Below are 22235 nucleotides of genomic sequence, written 5' to 3'. Positions count from 1 at the left end.
TTTTTGAAAAATGGATGGTGCGCATTGAGTATGATTTACACGTATTTTACTACATTTCGCTTGCCAATAGCTTGCCAAAATGACAATTAAAGTAATAGTTAAGAAGGACTCGAACGGTAATCCTAGGTTGAGTAGAAAGGGAGAAACTACCATTTATGTTAGGTACCAGCATAACAGTAAGGTAGCCGATTTTCAAGCATGCAAAATTGCTCCGAAATCAATAGAGTTTGTTGAGGTGAGAGGTAAACTAGAGATAATGGAACCTTACATTAAACAACGTGTGAAAGGTAGGTTAGATGCTATTGAGAATATTGACCTGGTTAAAAGAGATATAAAAGCCGCTGTTAACCGGCTTATTGCTAAAGGTATTGAACCTATGCCTAAAATCGTCAAGCGAGAATTTGAGGCTGGTTTTGTACAGGATTCTGAGGAAGAGCTTCGTCCGATGATTAAAGAGGTATTCAGAGACTATATCAATGCGCAGTCGCATGCGGGTGTAGCTAAAGGCACTCTTAAACAATATAATAGCACTTTAAATCATATCGAGTCATTTCATAAATCGGAGGGTTTTGAATACGCAATAGATCAAGCAGACTTAAACTACTATGATGCTCTTGTCTCTTATTTGAAAGTAACTCATAAGGGTATAACTAAGGAGAGTACTGTTGGGAAGAATATTAAGACCTTAAAGTCAATGCTCAGATGGGCCAGAAGTAGAGGTTATGAGGTTCACCCAGACGTTGACCTTAAGGCTTTTAAAGTAGCTAAGTCAACTAAGAAGGTGTATTATTTGACAGAGGAGGAGGTTAGTAGATTGCTAGATGCTGAACTTTCTGATAATCATAAGCTATCTAGGGTCAGGGATAGGTTTGTATTTAACTGCTATGTGGGTCTACGAGTGGGTGACTTGAATAGACTTAACATCAAACATATTCAGACTATAGAAAGGGAAGGGAAGAAGGTGAAGCTTATAGAAGCTATTACTGAGAAGCAGAAAAAGAGGGGCTTCATACCGTTGAAACCAATTCCGCTTAGCATCCTTGAAAAATATGATTACTCTTTACCTAATATTTCTGATCAGAAGTATAACATGTACCTGAAAGAGCTATTAAAAAAGGTTGAAATTGATAGGGCTATAGAAATTGCTCCTGGAGAGTTTGAACCCTTGTATAGTTTGGTGACATCTCATTTGGCAGTTAAAACCTTTATTACCCTTTGTCATAAATGGGGTATTCCAACCAAGCATGTTGCCTCTATTACTGGAAAAACAGAAAAAGTGATTAACGAGTATTATTATGCCGTTAGTGATGAGGACTTAATCGATGTTATGTTATTTAATAATCAGTAAACATGGGCTATAGAGAAGATAGAATGAACGAGAGACAATTTCTTTCTGAGTGGTCAGAAAGCCAACTCGTTGAGTTAATTCAAGGTGTTTTAACCCAATTCAAGAACGGAGAACTCTTGGATGATTTTATACTGCCAATAAGGTCAGAGTTAGATAAGCTTAAGCAAGATAGTTTTAGGCTAAGGGATGATTTAGATTCCCTAAATGATAGGTTTGAGAATGTAGATTATTACAATACCCGAAAGTTCGATGAAATATATGAGTTTGAGAATGAGAGGGCACATAACGCTGTGAACGAAGGGATTAATTCATGCTTCAACTTTAGTCAGTTGGCAATATTCTTTAGCATGATGAAAAAAATGAAGGTTTTGTCAGCGAGTGACTCCATAATAGCGGAAAATGCAAATGATCTAACGGGCGTTGGTAAGGAATCATTTAGAAAAGGGCTAGGAATGAACAAGCCGAACAGTAGTTTTAAAGAGGACTATCCAAATGAGAAACACTATGAGAATTTGAATAAAGTAAGGGGAGTCTTGGGTGAAATGATAGAGTCTTTAAATGTGAGTATGAAGGAAATTCAGGATAGTGTACCCCTTGAAAAAAGGGCTAATATTTAGATTTTCCTCCCTTGCCCCTCCCGATGTATAGTGAGGGGTTCCGGTTCTTATTACCCCATATGATTCACTATTTGCTTCAAAACTAAAATCATGAAGCAGATCAATGCTATGTTACTCGTAGAAATCAGAAAGCAGGTTGAAGATGTAGTAGACCAAAAGCTTTCAAATCAAAAAGAACCTCAGCACTTTCTTACTCGTGAAGAGGCTGCAGAATTTTGCAGAACATCACAGACTAATTTCGATCGTTGGGTAGCAGCCGGTGATATACGTTCAATAAGAATGTATGGCCGGGTGCTATTCTCAAGAAATTGGTTAATCGATGATTTACAAAAGATGCGAAGCACAACCGTTTAAGGATAGTAAGAAAATGCCGGTTGACTTTGTGAAATTACAAGCGCCTACAGATTTATGGGCCTTTCAAACTATGGACAGAAAGCCTATTCAGTATATGAATAGGCTTTTTAGACCGTCACTCACTACTACTGAGGTAGGCTTTCCTAAATATTGGACTAGTAAGGTTTCTGATAATGAGAAGGGGTTTTACCATAAAATTGACTTGGTAAGAGGAAGGCATGAGCTCTGTAATTCCTTATGGAAATATTATCACGGCCATAACGCCTGTTCTTTTACTTTAAATGAGTGTTTTGATGCACTTGAAAAGTTGTGCTTAGATGTAGGGGAGGATGCTTTTCAATTTGTGGTCAATCACCTTGAGATTGGCGTGTTTTTTCAAGTAAACTTTGACTTGATACAAAAGGTGCGAATGACTTACAAGAACAGTGCTTTCGATGCCATGAAAAAAAGTAAGTCTAGAGAAGTGTATGGTTGGCGTTTGCAATTAACTCAGTTTGAAATAAAGCTTTATGACGTAAGAGCTAAGCAGCGTTTAGCGAAAGAAGTGATAGACGCACCCGTAGGATCATATAGGTTTGAGATAAAGTATTACGATAAAAAAATACTCCGAAAAATGGGAGTAAAAGTTACCGAGGACCTTTTTATTGGAGAATGCCCTTTATTTATTCATTGGCAAAATGTCGTTCAAACCATCGTTTTTAAGCTATTCCCAGATATTCCTTCAGGATTAAAAACTAGTGATATCAAAAATCTTTGCCTTTACCTTTCTGATGGGTTTGAGGAGTTTCAAAGAATTGTAAAACAGAAGCCTAGTGGTAAAACAGATCTTGCAAGGGTTAGGGATTCAGTCGAAAGAAATAGAATGTTACTCGATGGGAAAATAAACCTGAAAGAGCTATTGCTTGAGACCTTTAATTCGAACTTGTTATTATGTGGAAAATAGTATACATAATGTGTCTATCTAAAGGTCATTAAAAAAGGTGTTAAGTAAAATTCTAAGAGAATAAAGCATATTAAATCTTCATCTCTTAAGAACGTTTGTTTTAGCTCATTTCAGGCACTACTCAATTTTTAATTGCTATCAAAAGCTAACCTTTTAATTAAGAAACATTCGTTAAGTGTTATTGTCAAGAGGTGACATTTTGCCCTTCATAAACTTAACAAAACTTCACATTTTATTATTCTTTATTCTGTTTCGAAAACTGTTGTTTTGCGGTTCGACTACATGAAATGAATTCTAGGTATCGTTGTATTTACGATTTCTGCTGTGCATTCAAATCTTCTATGATATTTTGAATTGATTGAGAAACCAATATGGACAGCTGTTATGGATATTTTACCTGTGCCCGCTGCTTCATACAAATTGACCTTCCTTAGAAACAAATCCTTCAAGACTTCCACTTGCTCATTTGAAGAGGTATTAAAGTGTGAATGTTTTAAAATGCTCGTAGTGTCTAAAAACTAAACTTCAATTTTATGCACTAATTCGGTAAGCTTGCTATTAAGTGTTGTAATGCTTGATAAAGGAATAAAATCTCCTTGATTTTTTGACTTAGTAGATTTTTGAAGGGCAAAAACCTCTATATCAAGATCTTTACATTTTTCAAGTATATCTTTTCTTGGCTGTCTGTAACAGACGAGAATGGACTTAGTGGAAATGCCACCATATAACTTCTTTACAGCTCTAATCTTATTTACTGATTCCTGTTTTACATCACCGGCTTTACATTCTAAGAATATCATACTTTTACCAGTACTCAAGATTATATCAATCTCATTCTTTGCCTTTTCTTGATCAGAGTTGACCAAAAGTTCTACTCCCAAAAATAATTGTTTTTTTGCACTCCAGCTTCGAACCGTTTTGGCAACCACTAATTCCCACCAAAGACCGGAAAAACATATTTCGAAAGCTTTTTTATGGTTCAAGTGTTCATTGAACTCAGGTGATTTAATTTTCAGGAGCTCATTTCTCCACGTTAATTCTACTCCATTATCCAAATTGATATTGTAGGGTTTCGAGTAATCCTTTATTCTAGAGGCAACCCTGCTAAACAACCTACTAATGCCTTTCTTTTTGATCAAATCCAACATTCGGAAAGCAATATCAAACTCACTTTCAGTAATTGAAGATAATGAAGTCTTGTTGATCTTTGAATGACCCGATAATCGAAGAAAAGTTTCAATCTTGATATCACTCTTCAATGGTATATATTCTTTCTTCTTAAAGAAGAAAAACTCCTTTTTCTGATCGAGATAAAAAGATTCCAATCCTAAATCCTTGAAAACATTATGAGCTGCTAATGTCATAATTTTAGTACCTCCCGTCAGATTTAGTTCAAATTCATCTTTCTCGTTTTCAAACACAATTTTCTCTATAACCGATGAAATATTATCAAAGTCGTAGGGGTCTACTTTGTGTAAATCAAAAGAGATAAAACTAAAGCTTTCCTGAATTAACTTCAGCTTTTCTTTGAGTTGTTCGGTGTAAATTAAATGGACGTGGTCAGGGTTTCTTTCTTTAATCCCCCAATAGATAGGTATAACTTGACCTCCTAGTAAAGCTATTTGAGTGTTTTTCATTCCGATAATTTGATCTCTGGCTGATCTGTATTCGGGTTGTAAACGATATTCAACACTTCAGTTCCTGGTTTTGGTTTTCGTAACTCCTGTAGGTATTCGGTAAAGTCTACATAAACAATTTTACAGGCATAATCTTTTGCAAAAATTGATGCTGAGGCAACCATTGACTTTTTGCCACCGGTAATATCTACCACAATCTTAGAGTGATTATTTAAGATTAATTGTTCCTTTAGCGCCTTGTACATTTCTAAAAATGACTCGTCATTCAGTCTAATTATGCTATATCCGTCTTCTAAATACTTTTGAAGAACTTCTTCCACGGCTTTGTTTTCACCTGTGGTGACAATTACATGTTTTGAAGGCTTCATAGCCTTGGCGGTAAGGATTATCGGTTCAGGAGAGAAGCCTAGAATGGAAATCAACATATCTTCGTTATTAAAGGAATCTTGAAATCTATTTTGAAAAGACTCTATTATTTCGGGCAGAAGTTTGGAGAAATACAACTCTTGTGCCTCTTCGAACTCACCTGATCTTGACAGTTGGATCCAGTTTTCGGTATATCTTATCTCATTCATAATGAAAACTCATTTCTTCGTATCTAATCAAGTATTTTTCAAAACCTTTGTAAGAACTTTGTGCCTGATTCAATTTAATCATTCCATTTTCAAAGTTTGTTTCAAAAGCACCTCCGTTAATATCGAGGGCCATTAAGTTTCCGCCTTTATAAAAGCCATAGAAAGGTTTTTCTGCTAAATGATCGCTCTGGGACTTATTTAAGTTTTTGCAGTCAAAGCTTATTTTTTTCAATGGAGGAGGGCATTTTAATCCCTTTTCCTTTACATACCACTCATAAGAAGCAAAGTAGTGCTTCCTGATAGTTCCTTTTTCTAATTGATAAGGCGCATTCGCAACCTGCCATTTCATAAAGGATCTTAGCGCATCATTTTGAGGTCCGTTCAATTTTGCACCGACTTCAAAACCACTTTTTAATCCATGTCTACCGTCTATATTGGCAGTAAAAATCATCCCACTTTGTTCGTTAGAAAGTCCTTTAGAATGGTTAAAAACGTCACCATAAATTTTGCACCCTAATTCAGCAAATTCAATACAACCAAGCATGTGCAATGGTCTATAGTTCATGCCTCTGCAGAAGATTTGTATATCGACTCCTCGATTAATGGCTCTCTTTATTGAGTCCATAAATTCAGTTAAATTTTCTAATCCAATGATGCAATAAGAGGACATAATTATTTCTTTCTGAGCCTCTTCAATTAATTCTATTAGACTAGAATAAATCGAATTGTTTAAGTTCCCAAGTGTATATAAAAAGTCTTTCGGGTCATTGGGAAGCCATTCTGATGAGAGTGAAAAGTTCGAATGCTTAATAAACTTTCTTCCAGTTCCTGACTTTACAAATTGATTATAGGTTGTTCCATAGCGATATATGGAGTCAAAAAGTTTTGATGCTACATCCGAAGAGTTTTGCTGCAAATAAACACCTGACTCAGGATTTTTATTTAATGAGGGAGTTGTAATATTGGCTGAGGTGACTAAAGTTTTTTTATTATCAACAATGATGAATTTAGCATGGACATTCTCAGCTGCCCTTATATGAGCCCCTTCATTGAATAGTGAGTTGATAGCGTTTAAATGAGTTTCATTTGTGTTTTCTTGAAGTTCTTCTTCTGTTAAGAGGCTCGCAGAGAATTTGGAGGAGTCAAGCTGTGTGAGGATGAAAATACAACAGTCTGTTGTTCTTAATTTATTGAGTAGAGCATTAATGATTTCTGAATCTGTTAGTATGAAGGAACAAAGTTTTATGCATACCTCTGCTATCTCAATGAGATCAAGTATAATATTCTTTAATTCAGTTTGTCCTTCTAGCGTAATAGGTAGTTCATTGTTTGACGTCCAAGCTTGGAAGGATTTGTTTTTCTTGACAAAAAGCCAATCATTAAAAGTATCGGTGTCTTTTTTAATCTTCATGCCTCGCTTGGATCATTCATAAAAAGCTTCATATCAATTTTTTCTAGAATGCCATTCAGTTCTAGATCTATTAGATTTTTCCTGAAGTTCCCTTTCATGTTGTTTTTCATAGTTAATACCTCTTCCAACGGTGGGGAGAAATCATATTCTTTGCATAGTGCATATAATTCACAAATTTCTTGAACAAGCACATCAGTAGTTTTGAAGGTTATAAATAACTTCCAAACACCATGAAGAGGATTTCTACTTATATAGTCTCGACCTCGAAGTAGGTTTATGATTATAGACTTTTTGTCTCTCGTGCGATCCAGTAGTTTTTTAGTAATGACTAATACAAGCTCATTTTTATCGCATATTATATTTTCATTCTCTAAGCCAGTTAGACTATATTCAATCTCAATAAATTCTTTAAACTCATCTTCTGTGATATAGAAAAGTCTGTTATTCCCAAAGTCATTGTTATCAGCTTCAAACCAATTTGTACCGATCGTGGGGCCGTGATTTTTTGAAGGGTTTAGTTGTACAAGCAAACCTTGAATCTTTGCCTCTAAAATCTTCTTTATTTTAGTTATTGGTTCGTTTTCACCAGAAAGACTTAGGCCATTAGTGATCTGTTTAACTGGTTTTCCATCGTCAGAAAGAGATACCAATAACGGTAACGTCAATAATGTGTAAGACATTGATTCTATCTTTTCAAGCCCTATAGGTATACCAAATCTAGACTTTTGATCTTCATTCAGTGATTCAATGGAGGTTTTGATTTTTTCTTCAGAAATAGGTTCATGTACAAGGTCAGGGGCAAAAGGTCTTTGAATAATCACCTGTCCGTCATCCTTAGTGAAAAAATTATAATATTCTTCACTTATAAAATGAGAACTATAGTACCACGCTAAATTCTTGGAAACCGGCCGATTATTGGTTCCGTCTAGGTAAATATCAATATCTTTTCTACTATACCGTTTTTCAGAGCCTTCGGTAATAAATAGCCTGCCTTTGGTAGTTATACTTTTTCCATTTTCTACTAACTCTTCATTCTCTAACTTTATTATTCTATTTTCTATAGCTCTTTTTGAAACGCCCAGAATAGTTGAGATTGAATTAGCATCGGTTGGATTATCTTTGACTAGGTCAAGGATGGCTTTGTCTAGTATTTCAAGTTCATCCGGTGTAGAGTCTAAAATTGTAGCATGAATACAATAGATTGGGTATTGAAGGAAAGCCAATGCACGCAAATAACCTTGATTATTTTCTAGCAAAGTGTTGTAATGCTGCTCTATGTCTAAAGTTATTCTAAACATGCCTGCCTTTGTTCTTTAATAATGCCATAGTTTCAGATAGCTCTATTTGTCTTTTTTGATCTTTGTAGCTGAGAATCATGACGTCTAAAGGGTCTCCTTTAGAATAGTGCTTTTTGATTTCATTCCGCTTTTTGGGATTCAATTGGGAAATGTGCACTAAGCCTGAAAAGCCTGAATCAAATGTTACAAATATTCCAAAAGGTGCAACATCTTTAATGGTGGTTTTAATGATTGTTTGAGCAGGGTTTGCTTCTTTAAAGACCTCCCATTTTTCAATTTCTTTAATTTGCTTTAGCCCGAGTTGGAATTTCTTTAGCTCATCATTATAATCTAGAAGGACAACTTGAATTTCATCCTTTACCTTGAAATCTTGAGACAAGTCTAGGTTCTTGTCATCGCCTATATTTGAAATATGCAAGAGTCCGTCAAGACCATGGGAGGTTATAAACATACCGTAGTCTTTAATTATCTTAATTTTTCCCCTAACCTTAGAACCCACTGGAAATTTCTTTTTGAACTCCTCGTATAACAAGTAATCTCCGGCTGCTCTTGATTCTGAAGTTCGTGCCTTGACATTTTCTTTTGTTTGTTTGATTCCCAAACTTATTTGTTTATTCTCAATATTGATTTTGAGAACCTTAACGTCAACTTCTTGATCAACTTCTAGATGATCATTCACATCAGCCACAAAGTGTTGTGAAATGTCTGTTTTATGAACTAAGCCATCCAATCCATCTATAGTGACAAAGGCTCCATAAGGCACAATCGCTTTTACAACACCCTTTACATTGGACCCTACGGGATATTTTTCTTGGAATCTCTCATGTGGGCTTTTAAAGTCATAATCATCATCATTAGTTTCATAAAAAGCCCCAATATTCTCATCATTGCTTAGTTCTACGAGCTTTTGAAATAATTTTGTGAAAGGGAATAAGCCATCATAATGGCTTGACTGTTGAGTAAGTGTTCGACTATTTCCTATTAAAATAAGTTTCTTTTTGGCTCTACTGAACGCAACATTTAATCTTCTTGCATCATCAAGGAAACCTACTTTCTTTTTTTCTTGATCTGGGCTAGCACTTCGTGTAAAACTAAATACAATGATATCGAACTCCATACCCTGAAAAGAGTCCAATGTAGCCACTTCAATATTGGATAAAGAGTGCTTAGCGGAGGCCTCCAATTCTGTTTTAATCAGAGCTACTTGAGATTTGTAAGGGGCTATGACCGCAACTTCTCTATCCTTTACGCCAAATTCTAGGAGTTTAGGAAGTATATCTTGTACAAGAATTTGAGCTTCGGTCTGATTGATAATGGAAAATCCTTTCTGCCTCTCATAAGGATTTTCAAAAGCTCCCGTACTGAAAAATATGATTTCTTTATTAAAAGGCGCAGGTAAGGCTAATTCATTCAAATGTGTACTCGAACCCATTTTAACATCTCCGTCATAAAAGGATTCACTAACAAATCTACCAATGTTCGGGTGCATGCGATGTTGATAGTTTAACATCTCTTTATTAGTCAATGGAAATTGACCAGCGTCTATTCTTTTCGTTAGAAATTCAAAGAATGAAGTTTTTAGTGCATACTCAATTTCTTCTTTTCCATACCTGAAACCATACTTAGATTTTGGGAAACTATTCTCTTCTTTTGGGTCTAAGAGGTCACTTTCTATATATGGCGGTAACTGTTTTTGATCACCCACTAGAATGATCTTCTTGGCCATAGAAATAGCGACCAAAGACTCAGCAAGATTGGCCTTACCTGCTTCATCTATTATAACAGTATCAAATTGAAACTGTATTTCATTGAATACTTGATCGAGTTTAATACCAATACATGTCGCAAAAACAACATCTACACTGCTATAAAGGATTGGTGCTATTATTATTTCAAGTCCTGATTCAACACTAGTTTTCCATTTGTTTAGTGTATCGAAAATACTCTTTGTTTTTATTAGTGAATTTGACTTCAATAAATCAACTAGGTCAAAATTGAACCCTGCCAATTTATCCCGTACTACTGGTGAGTACTCTTCTCTTAGGACTTTAACGGTACCCCTAATTTCTTCATCACTTTTCTTTAATTCCCATAATTCAATAATTGCAATTTGGGTGTCGATGAATCTAAGAAAGTCTTTAGTATAGGCTTTGATTTGCTCGTTAGGATGATGTTGTTGTAGGCTCTCTCTTATCTTGTTTTTAACTCCAAGTCTTAATAAAGACAGTGACTTTTCTTCAGTCAATTTTTCAAGTACATTGTCTACCGCAATATGGGTTTGACTTGTCACCAAGACCTTCTCTCCTTGACTCACAAGTTGCCTAACAACTTCTGTAATGACGGTTGTTTTACCAGTACCAGGTGGTCCCTGTATTAAGAAAATGTCTTTGTTACCAATCGCTTTTCTAACAGCTTTTACTTGTCGATTATCAGTTTTTTGGTCTTCTGTTTTCCGCAGGTTTTCATTGAATAATTCAGCTTGCGATTCAAAAGGAGTTTTAATTCTTTTTGGGTTTACCAATAAGTTTTCGACATGATCAAGTTTTAATTTTTTATCGAAGAAATCTCTAATAATTTCTCTTTGTACTTGGTACTGCCTGAGTGAAGCTTTTTTCTGGATATATAACTCTTTAACCTCTTTTAGAGGCAAAGAGTCTTCAATTTCTAATAACCAAACTTCGCCAAATTGTCTAGCTTTTGCAGAGCCGAACTTTTTATACTCATAAGTCCTATCCTTTTTGTTGGACTTTATTCTTTCACGGAGGTCAAGGTAAATTTCTCCCTCTTCATCTTTTCCGAAATAATCATCAACCTCTGGGGGAAGAATCCATGATATTTTTTCACCACCTTGTGTTCTTTGAATGTCAGATAATGGGAATGGAGGAGGCAGATTCTTTTTGGCATGGTCTATCTGGTATTCTAAAAATTTATCAAATATTTGAAGAGACTTTCCCTCACTTCGTATGATCTCTCCAGTCTTCATTTTTAACTCAGTAAAAATTATTGAAGCCTGACTTTTTAATTGTAACCGTCTAAGAATAGAGACCTGTTTCTTTGATTCACCGATTGGAACATTGTCTGTTGGACTTAGTAAAGAAATTCCGTCAACAAGTACGTATGACCCGATTTTTGAACTTATTTGTTTACCTCTAGAGGCATTTGTATCCTTTCTTCCAAATGATGCATTGAAAATGAAAAATTGACATGATTCTTCATCAAATTCATTAATAACTCCATGAAAGTTGAGCTGGTCATTATAAATTGTAAAGAACTCTTTGTCATTACGCTTGGAAAGATTTATCCAAAAAGATTGTTTCTCAATATGTTCGAAGGCTTCTTTAATTATTTTTTCCTCATCATTCGCCTTGTTGAGAATACTGGGAATTACTTGTGCCTGAAAGTTGTCCCAAGCAGAGTGGTTTAATCCGAATGAAAGGTATAACCTTGAATTAGTGACTAACTCTTTTGAAAACAATTGTGGTTCTGCTTCAAAAGCTGATTCTAGAAATTCTAACTCATCTGGGCCTGCAAAATCATTGTAAATGGATTTAGTGAAACTTTCAAAAGACCTGAAATCTTCATCTTTGATTACAATACTACTTTGTGGTAAATTGCTTCCTTCAAGGTCATTTTCTTGACTAGTCTGTACTGGCTTTGAAAGAATGAGTAGATTAGTTTCTCGGTCTTTTGTAACTAATTGAAAATCATCACCTTGATAAGAGTGATCGAAAATTATACCAGTTAAATCATTTTGGAGTTCAACTACTTGCCCCGTTGAAAGGACATCAACGGATTTGCCAGAAATTATATCACCAAGTTTAAGATTCTTCCAATAGTCTGTCTCAATTGGCTTATCAAGGAGATGGCGGACACTAAACCTAATATGATTATCATTAGGGGTAATTTCATATACAGCTGCCTTAATTCTATCTCCTTCCTTTATAGACTTAAATTGAATTTCAGCTCTTGTGAGGTTCCAGTCAAGGTCGAGAATTGAGATTGTAGAAGTGAAATTTTTGCTTACATCTAACTCTAAAACACCCGGTTCTATCTTCCTTTTTACTTCTGTTTCAATAAGTGTCCCAGGACTAAATTGCTCTATGGAATAATTATCAACTGCCATTACTAGAAAGATTTATTCCATAGTGGTAATTGACCGCTCGCTTCATGAAACTTGGTAAGTAAATCATGTTCAATTTCTCGAGGGAAGTCTATATCAACTTCACCGTGGGTGACATACCATTTGATATAAATTCTGTCGAAGCCAGCTAGTCTCATTTGTTTTTGCCATGAGTTTCTTCTTGCCTCACCGAATTGTTTTCCCTTAACTATTCTTCCTCCAATACCATCCGAACGGTGAATGATTTTACCATTTGGGCCTTTTCTTCCTGATATGCCAATGTAAATGAGGTGGTTCAACTGAATCTTTTTTGCAAATACTAAATAGATTCCGCTCCACTTTCTAGGTGCGTTACACTGATCATTGAGATTTTCGTTCAAGCCTAAGCTGAACTCACCTTTTACTTGATATCTTTCTAAGAATTCAAGCATTTGAATTGTATTTAACTTCTGGCTCAGCAGCTATCAATAACTCTTCTCTTTCCTCTTCTGCCCCCTCAAAAACCTCTTTCAAACAACTCTGCATTAATTGCTGAATTTGTACTTCTCCTTCTTCAATGGCTTGCTCTAGCTGGTCACAAAGGGCCATTAGGGTATTGACCTTTTGGATTATAGCTAGCTGCTCCTCTAAACCTGGAAGTGGGAGCCTCATATTAAGAACCGTTTTTCTATCAATTCCAGGGATTAAACCATTAGCAGCATTTTTGAAAAAACTCAGATTAATATCGAGGAACAGCTTAATGTAAATTAGCTCTGAGGAGATTGTGTTGATTGCCATAATTTGTCTAGCAATGTGTGCCTCAGGTTCTTCGAGCCATCCCATTTTACCAACACCAGATCCTTTGCATGTCAGAAGCAAATCTCCTTTATTCGCAATTGATCTAGGAGCATTCGTCCAGCGACTTATCAAGACTCTTTCATTCTGAAGATTGCTTGCTCCTGTTATGTAAGGAAGACCAATGACTTCCGAGTCGGAGTATTCATGTGGTTTTAAGTCTTGTCCAGACTTTAGAGTTATTATTTCACCCAACCTACTCCAAACCCATCCCTCAGGCAATTCATAAGGAATCTCCTCCTCAGTGATCTCAGGAAGTGGTTTTTCCTTTTTGATCTTTTTGGCTTTGATCAGCTCTTCTTTCTCAGCTTTGATCTTGGCTAATAGGGTGGAGGCAGAGTTAGGTCCTGAAACAAGTTCAGGATGACGTTTCCTCCAATGCTTGGTGAGCTTGCCTTGAACAGCTAATTGCAGAATGCTTTCTCTTAACTTCTTGACTCCACTTTTCTCCGTAAAGAACTCATTGAAATGTGGTCGTAAGAAACTCCAGCTTTTGCTAGTGTCCTCATTGGTTAATTGGACTAGGGCAGAGGTGACAAAATCTTCTTTAAGTTGTACTCTGGATTTGGTCTGCTCTTCTAAGGCCTCCACTTCTTTAAAGAGTTGCTCAACAATTTCGACTATGGCTTTTTGTTCTTCTAGGGGTGGGATGGGGATATATAAGGCGGCAAATGAGTTTCTTGAAATGCCACCAATTATTCCGGTCATATTATCTCTAAAAGCAATTTGGAAAGATTCTGAACCATATAAACTTTGAACATAAACTGACTCTATATTTCCGAATTGTTCTAAAGCAAAAAGTTTATTTCCAAAACAAACATCTTCTTCTACAATCCCCATTTTCTTGCCGGCACTGCCACCTTCAGAGCAGATCAGAACGGTACCTTTTCTTGCCACTTTAAACTTTGGTTCATCAAATGGAATCCTAACCCCATTGTTATAGTCAATTGTGTCATTCAAATAGCCTACATCTTTCGTTGCTATATAAGGATAGCCTTCACTAAGTCCAGAATACTTCGATTCTTTTATGCTCTTGTTAACGCTATTACCATTAAACAAAAAACCAATTTGACCAATGCGATCCCACTCCCAGGTTTCAGGGACTTCGAAGTAAACCTCATCAAGATCAACTGGCTCTAGCTTTTCCTTCTTTATTTTCTTTTCCCTAATGAGTTGAGCTTTTTCCTTTTGTATTTTCTTCAATAAGGTAGAAGCGGGCTCTACATTTGGATTTTGCTTTCTCCAGTTCCTAGTCAGTCTACCTTGAATGGCTAATTGCAAAATCAAGCCCTTGAGCTCCTCAGCATTCTTAGGACGTATGGTTAACTCCTGAAATAGGTCTAGTAGCTTCATTTATTTCAGGGCTTCGGTTAATACTTGGGTAATCTCGTTTTGCAGATTAGTAATCTTCTCAGACGTAGCTCTGTATTGCGTCAATAGTTCTTCAGGGCTAGCTAGGTCATCACTTTCTTGGTGAGGGTTCTTGATATCGAGGTTATAGCCTCTTTTCTTGATTTCGTCTATACCTACCTTCCAAGCATACTTATTCTCCTCTCTATTGTCCCACCAAGCTTTTTCAAGGTCAAACTCTTTGATGTCAATCGGCTTGCCTTTGTTATAGCTTTTGACTCCCTCAGGGTACGGATGCTCAAAGTACCAGGTCTCTTTGGTAGGCGCTCCCTTTTCAAAGAAAAGTAAGTTGGTTTTGATGCCTGTGTAAGGGTTGAATACACCATTAGGTAGCCTAACAATGGTGTGGAGGTTACATTTCTCCATTAGCTCCTCTTTGATACGGGTCTTCACACCCTCACCAAATAGAGTGCCGTCAGGTAGTACTACGGCACATCTTCCACCATCCTTCAATAAACGTATGATCAAGGCCAAGAAGAGGTCAGCCGTTTCCTTGGTTCTAAAGCGAGAAGGGAAATTAGTGTCGGTTCCTTCTTCCTCCGTACCTCCGAAAGGAGGGTTGGTCAAGATGATATCTACCCGGTCTTTCTTTTCCCAATCGTTATAAGGTCTTCCAAGGTAGTTGTCATGCTTAATGATAGGCTGCTCAATATCATGTAAGATCAGGTTGGTAGCGGCCAGCATATGAGGCATAGGTTTTTTCTCAACCCCTTGAATGCTGTTTTGCAAGGTCTGTCTATGCTCGGCAGTCTGTACATCGTTTTTTCGGATATGCTCCAAAGCACAAATGAGGAAGCCGCCAGTTCCGCAAGCGGGGTCAAGCACGGTTTGGCCCAAACGAGGATTGGTCATGTCTACCATAAACTGGGTTACAGCCCTTGGCGTGTAGTATTCGCCCGCATTGCCTGCGCTTTGCAGGTCTTTTAAGATCTTCTCATAAATGTCGTTAAAGAGGTGTCGGTCTTCTTGATCATTGAAGTCGATCAGGTTGATCTTATTGACGATCTGGCGAATCAAAGTACCCGACTTCATGTAGTTGTAAGAGTCCTCAAAAATAGACTTCACTAACCATCCTTTAGGATCTTCAGTAGGAGAGACGTTCAGTTCTTTAAGGGTTTTGAATAAGTCGTTGTTAACGAACTCTAACAGCTCATCACCGGTTAAACCTTCTTCATCACTTGCCCATTGTTGCCAACGGAGTCTTTCCGGGACAGGGCTTTGATAGTTGTCTTCAAGCAATTCCCATTCCTGCTCCTTGTCGTCAAATATTTTCAAGAAGATCATCCATACCAGTTGAGAGATGCGCTGTGCATCGCCATCCACTCCGGCATCTTGCCGCATAATGTCTTGTATAGATTTTAAAGTACTGGTTACGTTAGTCATACTGCTCTATTCCTTCTTTCAGTTTTATTAATTCGTCTCTATGTTCTAGCATTTTAGCCTCAACCTTATTTACAATTGGGGTAATTTTATCAAGAAAAGCCTCGACCTCTTTTTCACTGTCCTCATCCCATTTTTCCATTTTCTCTTCTAAAGGCCATTTTAAACTTGTTTTGAAATGTGCTTTCCATTTTTGACCCAATTTTTTCCTTGAATCGGGTATTTCAGAAAGTATTTCTGTGAGTCTTTCGGCATAGTCAAAGTATTGAACAGGCGGAGATACATAAGAATTGAATGAAATATTCTTTCCGTAATAAAATCCCAATTCGAATAAGAATGCTTCTTTATCAGGCCATCCATTGGCTTTCTTATATTTCATGATCATCTCCTCCATAGCGGGTGTGTAGAACTTTACATAATACCTGTTTTTTGAACCAATTTTCCAACCCTTACTTTTGACCATTTGATCTAGTTTCTCTTGAAATTCATCAAAGGGATCTGGTATGTTATCATAAATGAAATCGAGTAACTCTTTATGATTGTTGTAAAGCTGCTTTGCGATTAAGTTTACTTGATCATTTGACATGATATTTTGCTTTAAAATGGTAGAATAGTCTTTCAAATAGTTGGTTATAGACTCTCCAAATTGGTGGCCTCTAATAGCTAATATGTTTTCGATTATTTCATTTATTCTTTCGTAAGAATAGTTGACATAGAACTCATCCTCGCTTGACTCAATGCCATAAGGACTCAAATAGACAAAAGCCTTTCTGTGTTTGGGAAACTCCTTTTCTATGGTGTCTTTATATCTTTTCAGTTGTTCACTATGCTCTCCCGACCAAACTTTGTTTTCAATGGCAATCGCAATTTTTTCAGTTAAAATTAGAATATCGATTTTCTTCCATTCTCTACGGATTTCGACATTTGTTAAATCAATTTTAGCTAATTCAATAAGTGAGAACGAAGAGGATCTATTGTCAACAAACACATCCTGTAAAAAACGAGAAAGGAAAACTTCGTTCATGCCATGTGTCTCTGCGGGGTCAAGAAGCCAACTGATGAAATTTGAGTGATTGAGTTCTTTGTGCTCAACTCTAAGTACTCTGAAGATATTAGGCTCTTTCAGAAGTAAGCCAAGTTGGTCAAATGAAGGATCTTTTAATAATTCAGCATATTTCTGCTCAACTTCATTTCTTTCCATTTTTAGGCTGATTTATAGAGTTCGGTTTCCAATTCTTTTAAGGCTTCCAAGTATTGGTTCTTACCTCCAAAAGACTTCACTAACTGAGGTAACGAGCCCATAGTATTAAAAGGTTGAACCTTTAATACTTCCATGTCTTCAATGGAAAGGATGCCTTCATTCTCATACTTTTCTAATAGTGCTTTGATTACGCTTTGAGCTTTTTCAGAATACTTCCCAAAGTAATTGCGTTTACGCACATTGTTAGCTCGTTCTTGTCTAGTCAGTGCAGGTTGGTCAAATGCCACATGAGCGATCAAGTCAAAGGTATCCATGTCTTTACCAACTTCCTTTTTTAACTCGTCAAGAAATACGCCTTCTTCTAATAGCTCTTTAATGATTGCCTCTTTCTTTTCTTCCGATGTCCATCGATTGATAAAGGTGTTCAGGTCGGCATAGCATTCTTTAATGTTTTTACGAGAATAGTCAGTTAAACTTTCGGTGATGAGCTGGCCTTGGCCATCGAGGTATTGAACCCTTTCATTTACGATGCTAACCGGCACATCTTTGATGTAGTACTTTCTAGGTTCATCATCACCTTTTCCAGGTCCAAAAGGAGGTAAGCCTCCAGAGCCTGTGTCTACTCCGGTAGGCACATCTGTTTCTGTGCCTTCAGGGCCACCTTCTCCATCTATTATGACGTTGTCAGGCGGAAGAACAGGTCCGTTTTCGTCAGTAGTGTAAATCTGTACAGGATCACCATCAAAGTCAGGGTCTGCAAAAAGGTTGGTTGCCTTTCTGAAGTCCATAATGGTAAAGAATACCTTGTTGTCTTGTTCTCTTATTCGAGTACCTCTACCAACAATTTGCTTGAACTCAGTCATTGAACCGATATTGGCTTCAAGAACAATGAGCTTGACCATTTTGGTATCTACTCCAGTTGTAAGGAGCTTCGAAGTAGTAGCAATGACAGGGAAACGTTCTTCAACGTCCGTGAAACGCTCAATTTCATGCTTGCCAACTTCATCATTACCCGTTATTCGAACGACATAATTAGGATGCTTTTTGACTAATTCTACATTGGCATTTATCAATGCTTGTCTCATGCGCTCGGCATGCTCTGTATCAATACAGAAGACAATCGTTTTGGCGAAAGGGTCGGTTTGTTGAAGGAACTCAGTTATCTTATTGGCAACTGTCTGTGTGCGTTCATCAATGACTAAGCTCTTGTCATAGTCTTTAGTGTTATAAACCCTATCCTTGACTTGGTGGCCGTATTTATCAGTTTTTCCAGTTTCAGGTCTGTAACCATCATCTATATTTAAGGCTAACCTAATCACTTTATAAGGAGCAAGGAAACCATCGTCAATACCTTGCTTAAGTGAGTAGGTGTAAAGAGGTTCACCGAAGTAAGCAATGTTGGATACATCCTCTGTTTCTTTTGGCGTGGCTGTCAAACCAATGTGTGTTGCACTATCAAAGTATCTTAAAATCTCTCTCCATGCAGAAGCTTCAGAGGCACTTCCTCTGTGGCACTCATCAATAATAATACAGTCAAAGAAGTCAGAGGAGAACTCTTTAAAGGCCTTCTTCGCTTCTTCTGGGCTAGTCAAACCCTGGTAAATGCCAAAATAGACTTGATAAGCCTTGTCTATCTTGCGGCCAGTAATTTTGGTCATGATGTCCTGACCAAAGGGTTTGAAATCCCCACTCTTGGTTTGGTCGGTCAGGATGTTTCTATCAGCCAAAAAGAGTATCCTCTTCACTGCCCCTGCTTTGTGCAATCTCCAGGCAATTTGAAAGGCTGTATAAGTCTTTCCAGTTCCAGTGGCCATTACTAATAGGATACGTTGTTGTCCTTTGGCTACTGCTTCTACCGTTCTGTTGACGGCAATAGATTGATAGTATCTTGGTTCTTTGCCCGACTCGTCCTTATGAAATTCTTGATTAACTATTTTTTCAGCCTCGGGAGATTCAATTCCTTTATAAAGCCTATATCTGTTCCATAGTGCTTCCGGGGAGGGGAACTCATCCAAAGCAAGCTCTTTCTCCGTCATGCCATCAGTAGCACTCTTGTCATGGAATAAGAAACCTTTTCCATTTGAGCTAAACACAAAAGGAATATCGAGCATTTCAGAGTATTCCAATCCCTGTTGCATTCCTGAGCCCACGGAATGCTTAGCATCCTTCGCTTCAATGATTGCAATGGGGTGGCCAGTAATGTGGTAAAGGATGTAGTCCGCTCGTTTGCGTTTACCTCTAGTGTATGAATTACCTCTAACGTTGATTCGGCCATCAGTGAACGTGACCTCTCTGCGAACTTGCTTTTTAGTATCCCATCCAGCTTTGGCAATTGCCGGAGTGATGTAATTCATACAGATATCAGTTTCAGAGAGGTGTTTCATTAGATTTTCAAGAAATAAGCCTTTCAAACTAAAGGGAGAAAAGCAAAAAGCAAAGCTTGACTGTGTGGAATGGTTAAAAAAAGAGAATAAAAGGAATAGTAATTAGTGTTTTATTAGGTTCTCTATTTTGTTCTTTGATTTTGTCTTAATGTAAGTTCATTAGAGTGAAAAAAAATACTAGCTGAGATAATGCTCTGTCATCAAGACGATTTTTAAGGTGAAGGAGATATTTTACTTATTTAATAATAGAGGATCTTCAGTTGGCCAAGAATGAAGATTGAATAGCCTAAAAAACACTTCAAAAGGGGTAGTAGCTTGCCAATAACTTGCCAAAAAAGAAAAAACCCCACTGAGACTATCAGATGGGGTTTTTTGGTGATCCGCTCAGGACTCGAACCTGAAACCTACTGCTTAGAAGGCAGTTGCTCTATCCAGTTGAGCTAGCAGACCAACGGGCTTTTTCAAAAGCGAGTGCAAATATAGTGAAATGCTTTTTTCTTATGCAAAGGGTATGGCCAAAAATCTTTAGAAAAATTTAAGTGTTCACTTTAAAGCGAATTGGCTAATTTCAGCTAACTATTTTTTATGAACACTGATCTTTCTAGCGAAAACCTTAAAAAGGCAGCCTATTGGATAATTATCCTGACCGGCTTTGTTGTTGCCCTTATTTACTTCCGTTCGTTCCTTGAGCCTATTGTATTGGCCCTACTAGTATGGTATCTCATTCGTACCACTAGAAAGTACATAGCTAAGCTCTCAATTAACGGTAGGGCATTGCCTCACTGGCTTCAGCGCGTTGTAGCTTTTGTTCTAACAATCTCATTTATCTACGGCATTTATCAGATCATATCTGTCAATATCGCGCTGATTATAGAGAATGCAGATACTTATGATGATAACCTACAACTGTTTCTAGAGCGTATGCATGTATTCTCTGAACGGTACGACTTTCTGCCCAATGTAGAAGAAGCTATTGAGAGAATAGATTATCAGGCTATTCTGGGTACTACATTTAGTTCGCTTAGCGTGGTGTTGGGTAATTTTACGCTTGTCATAGTCTATGTCATCTTTTTTCTAATAGAAGAAAATTACCTCGATAAGAAGCTGATGAATATGTTTCAGAAGGAGGGAAGTAGAAAGAGTGTAGCCGACATTTTCGATCGCATCAGTAGGTCGGTAAATAAGTACTTCACGGTAAAGACGGAGGTGAGTCTTTTGACAGGAATTGTCAGTTATATTCTGCTGAGAATTCTTGGGGTAGACTTCCCGGTTTTGTGGGCCTTTATCATCTTTGTTTTAAACTATATTCCTTACGTTGGATCGTTGGTAGCGACCCTGCTTCCAGCCATATTTTCCATCTTTCAATTTGCCTCTTTCTGGCCCTTTGTTTACGTGCTTGTAACGGTAGAGGTAGTACAGATAATTATAGGTAATTATGTGGAGCCAAAGCTTATGGGGCGCACCTTAAATCTGAGCCCTCTGGTAGTGATTATTGCACTCTCATTTTGGGGTAGTATTTGGGGTATTTTAGGGATGATTTTATCCGTGCCTCTCATTTCAATTTTAGTCATTATTTCAGCTCAGTTCCCTTCTACTAGAGGCATAGCAATTATGCTTAGTGAGAATGGTAGTTTGAGAGATATTGAGCACGATGAAGATGAAATATAGGTTGCTTAAAAAGGCTAATGTTCAGCTTTCCGAAATAGGCTTTGGGTGCATGTCTTTGGGTATGAATAATGCCGAAAACGAACGGTTGATTCGTGCTGCTTTTGACAGTGGGGTCAACTATTTTGATACAGCAGATATCTACCAAAACGGCTTCAATGAAGAGACAGTCGGAAGGGCGTTAAGACCAATTCGAAGTAAAGTGTTCTTGGCTACTAAGGTTAGTAATAGGCCTAGGTCAAATGCTGAAGGCTGGGATTGGGTGCCTAGAAAAAGTTATATTTTAGAAGCTGTAGATAAAAGCTTGAGTAGGTTAGATACGGATTACATAGATCTTTATCAACTACATGGAGGAACGATAGAGGATGATAGGGAAGAGGTAGTGGAGGCTTTCGAGTTTTTGAAGCATCAGGGTAAGATTCTCCATTGGGGGATCTCGTCTATTAGACCTAATGTTGTTCGTGAATACGTTAAGTTTTCTGGTTTTGTTTCCGATATGTTGCAGTATAGTCTTTTGGATAGAAGGCCAGAAGAAGAGTTGCTGGATTTATTAGAGAATCACGAAGTTGGAGTAGTGGTTAGGGGTGTACTGGCAAAAGGATTTTTAGCTAATAAAGATTTAAGTGATTACTTAGATTATAGTATTGAAGATATTGATTTACTGAGAAATAAGATGAGTTTATTCTCAATTGAGAAAATGACAAAATCTCAGGTTGCTCTCAAGTGGTTGTTGGCGCACTCAGCAGTCACCTCTGTTGTGGTGGGGATAAGAACTATGGCCCAGTTGAATGATGTTCTAGGATTGTATAGCAGTAGGGAATTGAGCACAGAAGAAGTTAGGGAGCTGTCGGAAGTTCTAAGTCCTAACTTCTATAAAAGTCATAGATGAACTTCTGCTCGAGTAATGAGGTTGAACATATTCTGAGGCAGAACCTTTAGTTCTAAAGTTTTCAGGGGCTCTAGTTTTTTATGCTTTAAGGTATTCTGAATAGCTAACGGAAATCTACAATTGCATGAGCTGAGTGTAATGGGTGTAAATTACTTAAAAGTTGAAGCGT

General features: G+C 37.3%; 16 protein-coding genes and 1 tRNA gene. 6 read left to right on the top strand and 11 right to left on the bottom strand.

All coding sequences use genetic code 11. The annotated features are described in order from the left end of the window. Positions 1–79 precede the first annotated feature (79 nt). The 4 genes from AWW68_RS18330 (at position 80) to AWW68_RS18315 (ending at position 3262) form a co-directional block, all read left to right on the top strand. The gene (locus AWW68_RS18330) at positions 80–1348 is read left to right on the top strand and encodes a phage integrase SAM-like domain-containing protein (RefSeq protein ID WP_068224725.1); all 1269 of its coding nucleotides are present in this window, start codon (positions 80–82) and stop codon (positions 1346–1348) included. A gap of 2 nt (positions 1349–1350) precedes the next feature. Next, positions 1351–1965 (top strand): hypothetical protein, encoded by a 615-nt coding sequence (locus AWW68_RS18325; RefSeq protein ID WP_068224721.1) that lies wholly within the window; start codon positions 1351–1353, stop codon positions 1963–1965. Between the two features lie 90 nt (positions 1966–2055). Next, the gene (locus tag AWW68_RS18320) at positions 2056–2319 is read left to right on the top strand and encodes a MerR family transcriptional regulator (protein ID WP_068224718.1); all 264 of its coding nucleotides are present in this window, start codon (positions 2056–2058) and stop codon (positions 2317–2319) included. After that, positions 2285–3262 carry a hypothetical protein gene (locus AWW68_RS18315; RefSeq protein ID WP_068224715.1) on the top strand — a complete coding sequence of 326 codons (978 nt, stop codon included), beginning with the start codon at positions 2285–2287 and terminating at the stop codon, positions 3260–3262. Before AWW68_RS18320 ends, AWW68_RS18315 begins: the two co-directional genes overlap by 35 nt. A 518-nt stretch (positions 3263–3780) precedes the next feature. On the opposite strand, the gene AWW68_RS18310 is transcribed toward AWW68_RS18315, so the two are convergent. The 11 genes from AWW68_RS18310 to AWW68_RS18260 all read right to left on the bottom strand — a co-directional run bounded on the left by AWW68_RS18310 (position 3781) and on the right by AWW68_RS18260 (position 19962). Further along, positions 3781–4899: a Card1-like endonuclease domain-containing protein gene (locus AWW68_RS18310; protein WP_068224700.1), complete on the bottom strand. Its 1119-nt coding sequence runs from the start codon at positions 4897–4899 to the stop codon at positions 3781–3783. Beyond that, positions 4896–5474, bottom strand: a complete 579-nt coding sequence (locus AWW68_RS18305; RefSeq protein ID WP_068224697.1) for a hypothetical protein — start codon at positions 5472–5474, stop codon at positions 4896–4898. The genes AWW68_RS18310 and AWW68_RS18305 overlap by 4 nt, the downstream gene beginning before the upstream one ends. Then, a complete protein-coding gene (locus tag AWW68_RS18300; RefSeq protein ID WP_068224695.1) occupies positions 5467–6885 on the bottom strand; it encodes a phospholipase D-like domain-containing protein in 1419 nt (472 codons plus the stop codon). The genes AWW68_RS18305 and AWW68_RS18300 overlap by 8 nt, the downstream gene beginning before the upstream one ends. Then, on the bottom strand, positions 6882–8183 hold the full coding sequence (locus AWW68_RS18295) for a hypothetical protein (RefSeq protein WP_068224692.1): 1302 nt from the start codon (positions 8181–8183) through the stop codon (positions 6882–6884). The genes AWW68_RS18300 and AWW68_RS18295 overlap by 4 nt, the downstream gene beginning before the upstream one ends. Further along, positions 8176–12306 (bottom strand): AAA domain-containing protein, encoded by a 4131-nt coding sequence (locus AWW68_RS18290; RefSeq protein ID WP_068224689.1) that lies wholly within the window; start codon positions 12304–12306, stop codon positions 8176–8178. The genes AWW68_RS18295 and AWW68_RS18290 overlap by 8 nt, the downstream gene beginning before the upstream one ends. 2 nt (positions 12307–12308) lie before the next feature. After that, positions 12309–12734, bottom strand: a complete 426-nt coding sequence (locus AWW68_RS18285) for a hypothetical protein (protein WP_068224687.1) — start codon at positions 12732–12734, stop codon at positions 12309–12311. Then, positions 12727–14490, bottom strand: coding sequence for a restriction endonuclease subunit S (locus tag AWW68_RS18280; RefSeq protein ID WP_068224677.1), 1764 nt, complete (start codon positions 14488–14490; stop codon positions 12727–12729). The genes AWW68_RS18285 and AWW68_RS18280 overlap by 8 nt, the downstream gene beginning before the upstream one ends. Next, entirely contained in the window at positions 14491–15930 is a 1440-nt protein-coding gene (locus AWW68_RS18275) for a type I restriction-modification system subunit M (protein WP_068224675.1), read from the bottom strand. Next, the gene (locus AWW68_RS18270; RefSeq protein WP_068224672.1) at positions 15923–17128 is read right to left on the bottom strand and encodes a PDDEXK-like family protein; all 1206 of its coding nucleotides are present in this window, start codon (positions 17126–17128) and stop codon (positions 15923–15925) included. Before AWW68_RS18270 ends, AWW68_RS18275 begins: the two co-directional genes overlap by 8 nt. Positions 17129–17130: 2 nt before the next feature. Continuing rightward, positions 17131–19512: an EcoAI/FtnUII family type I restriction enzme subunit R gene (hsdR, locus tag AWW68_RS18265; protein ID WP_068224769.1), complete on the bottom strand. Its 2382-nt coding sequence runs from the start codon at positions 19510–19512 to the stop codon at positions 17131–17133. 373 nt (positions 19513–19885) lie between these two features. Then, a tRNA-Arg gene (locus tag AWW68_RS18260) sits at positions 19886–19962 on the bottom strand. A 135-nt stretch (positions 19963–20097) separates the two neighbouring features. Between AWW68_RS18260 and AWW68_RS18255 the strand changes: the two genes are divergently transcribed. Together AWW68_RS18255 and AWW68_RS18250 are read left to right on the top strand one after the other, a co-directional pair. Then, positions 20098–21180: an AI-2E family transporter gene (locus AWW68_RS18255; protein WP_068224669.1), complete on the top strand. Its 1083-nt coding sequence runs from the start codon at positions 20098–20100 to the stop codon at positions 21178–21180. Further along, positions 21170–22066, top strand: coding sequence for an aldo/keto reductase (locus tag AWW68_RS18250; RefSeq protein ID WP_068224767.1), 897 nt, complete (start codon positions 21170–21172; stop codon positions 22064–22066). Before AWW68_RS18255 ends, AWW68_RS18250 begins: the two co-directional genes overlap by 11 nt. The last annotated feature ends 169 nt before the right edge of the window (positions 22067–22235 follow it).

Source organism: Roseivirga spongicola (assembly GCF_001592965.1).
Classification (GTDB): Bacteria; Bacteroidota; Bacteroidia; order Cytophagales; family Cyclobacteriaceae; genus Roseivirga; species Roseivirga spongicola.
Note: the sequence above shows the minus strand (reverse complement) of the source record. Positions and strands in the feature narration are given on the sequence as shown.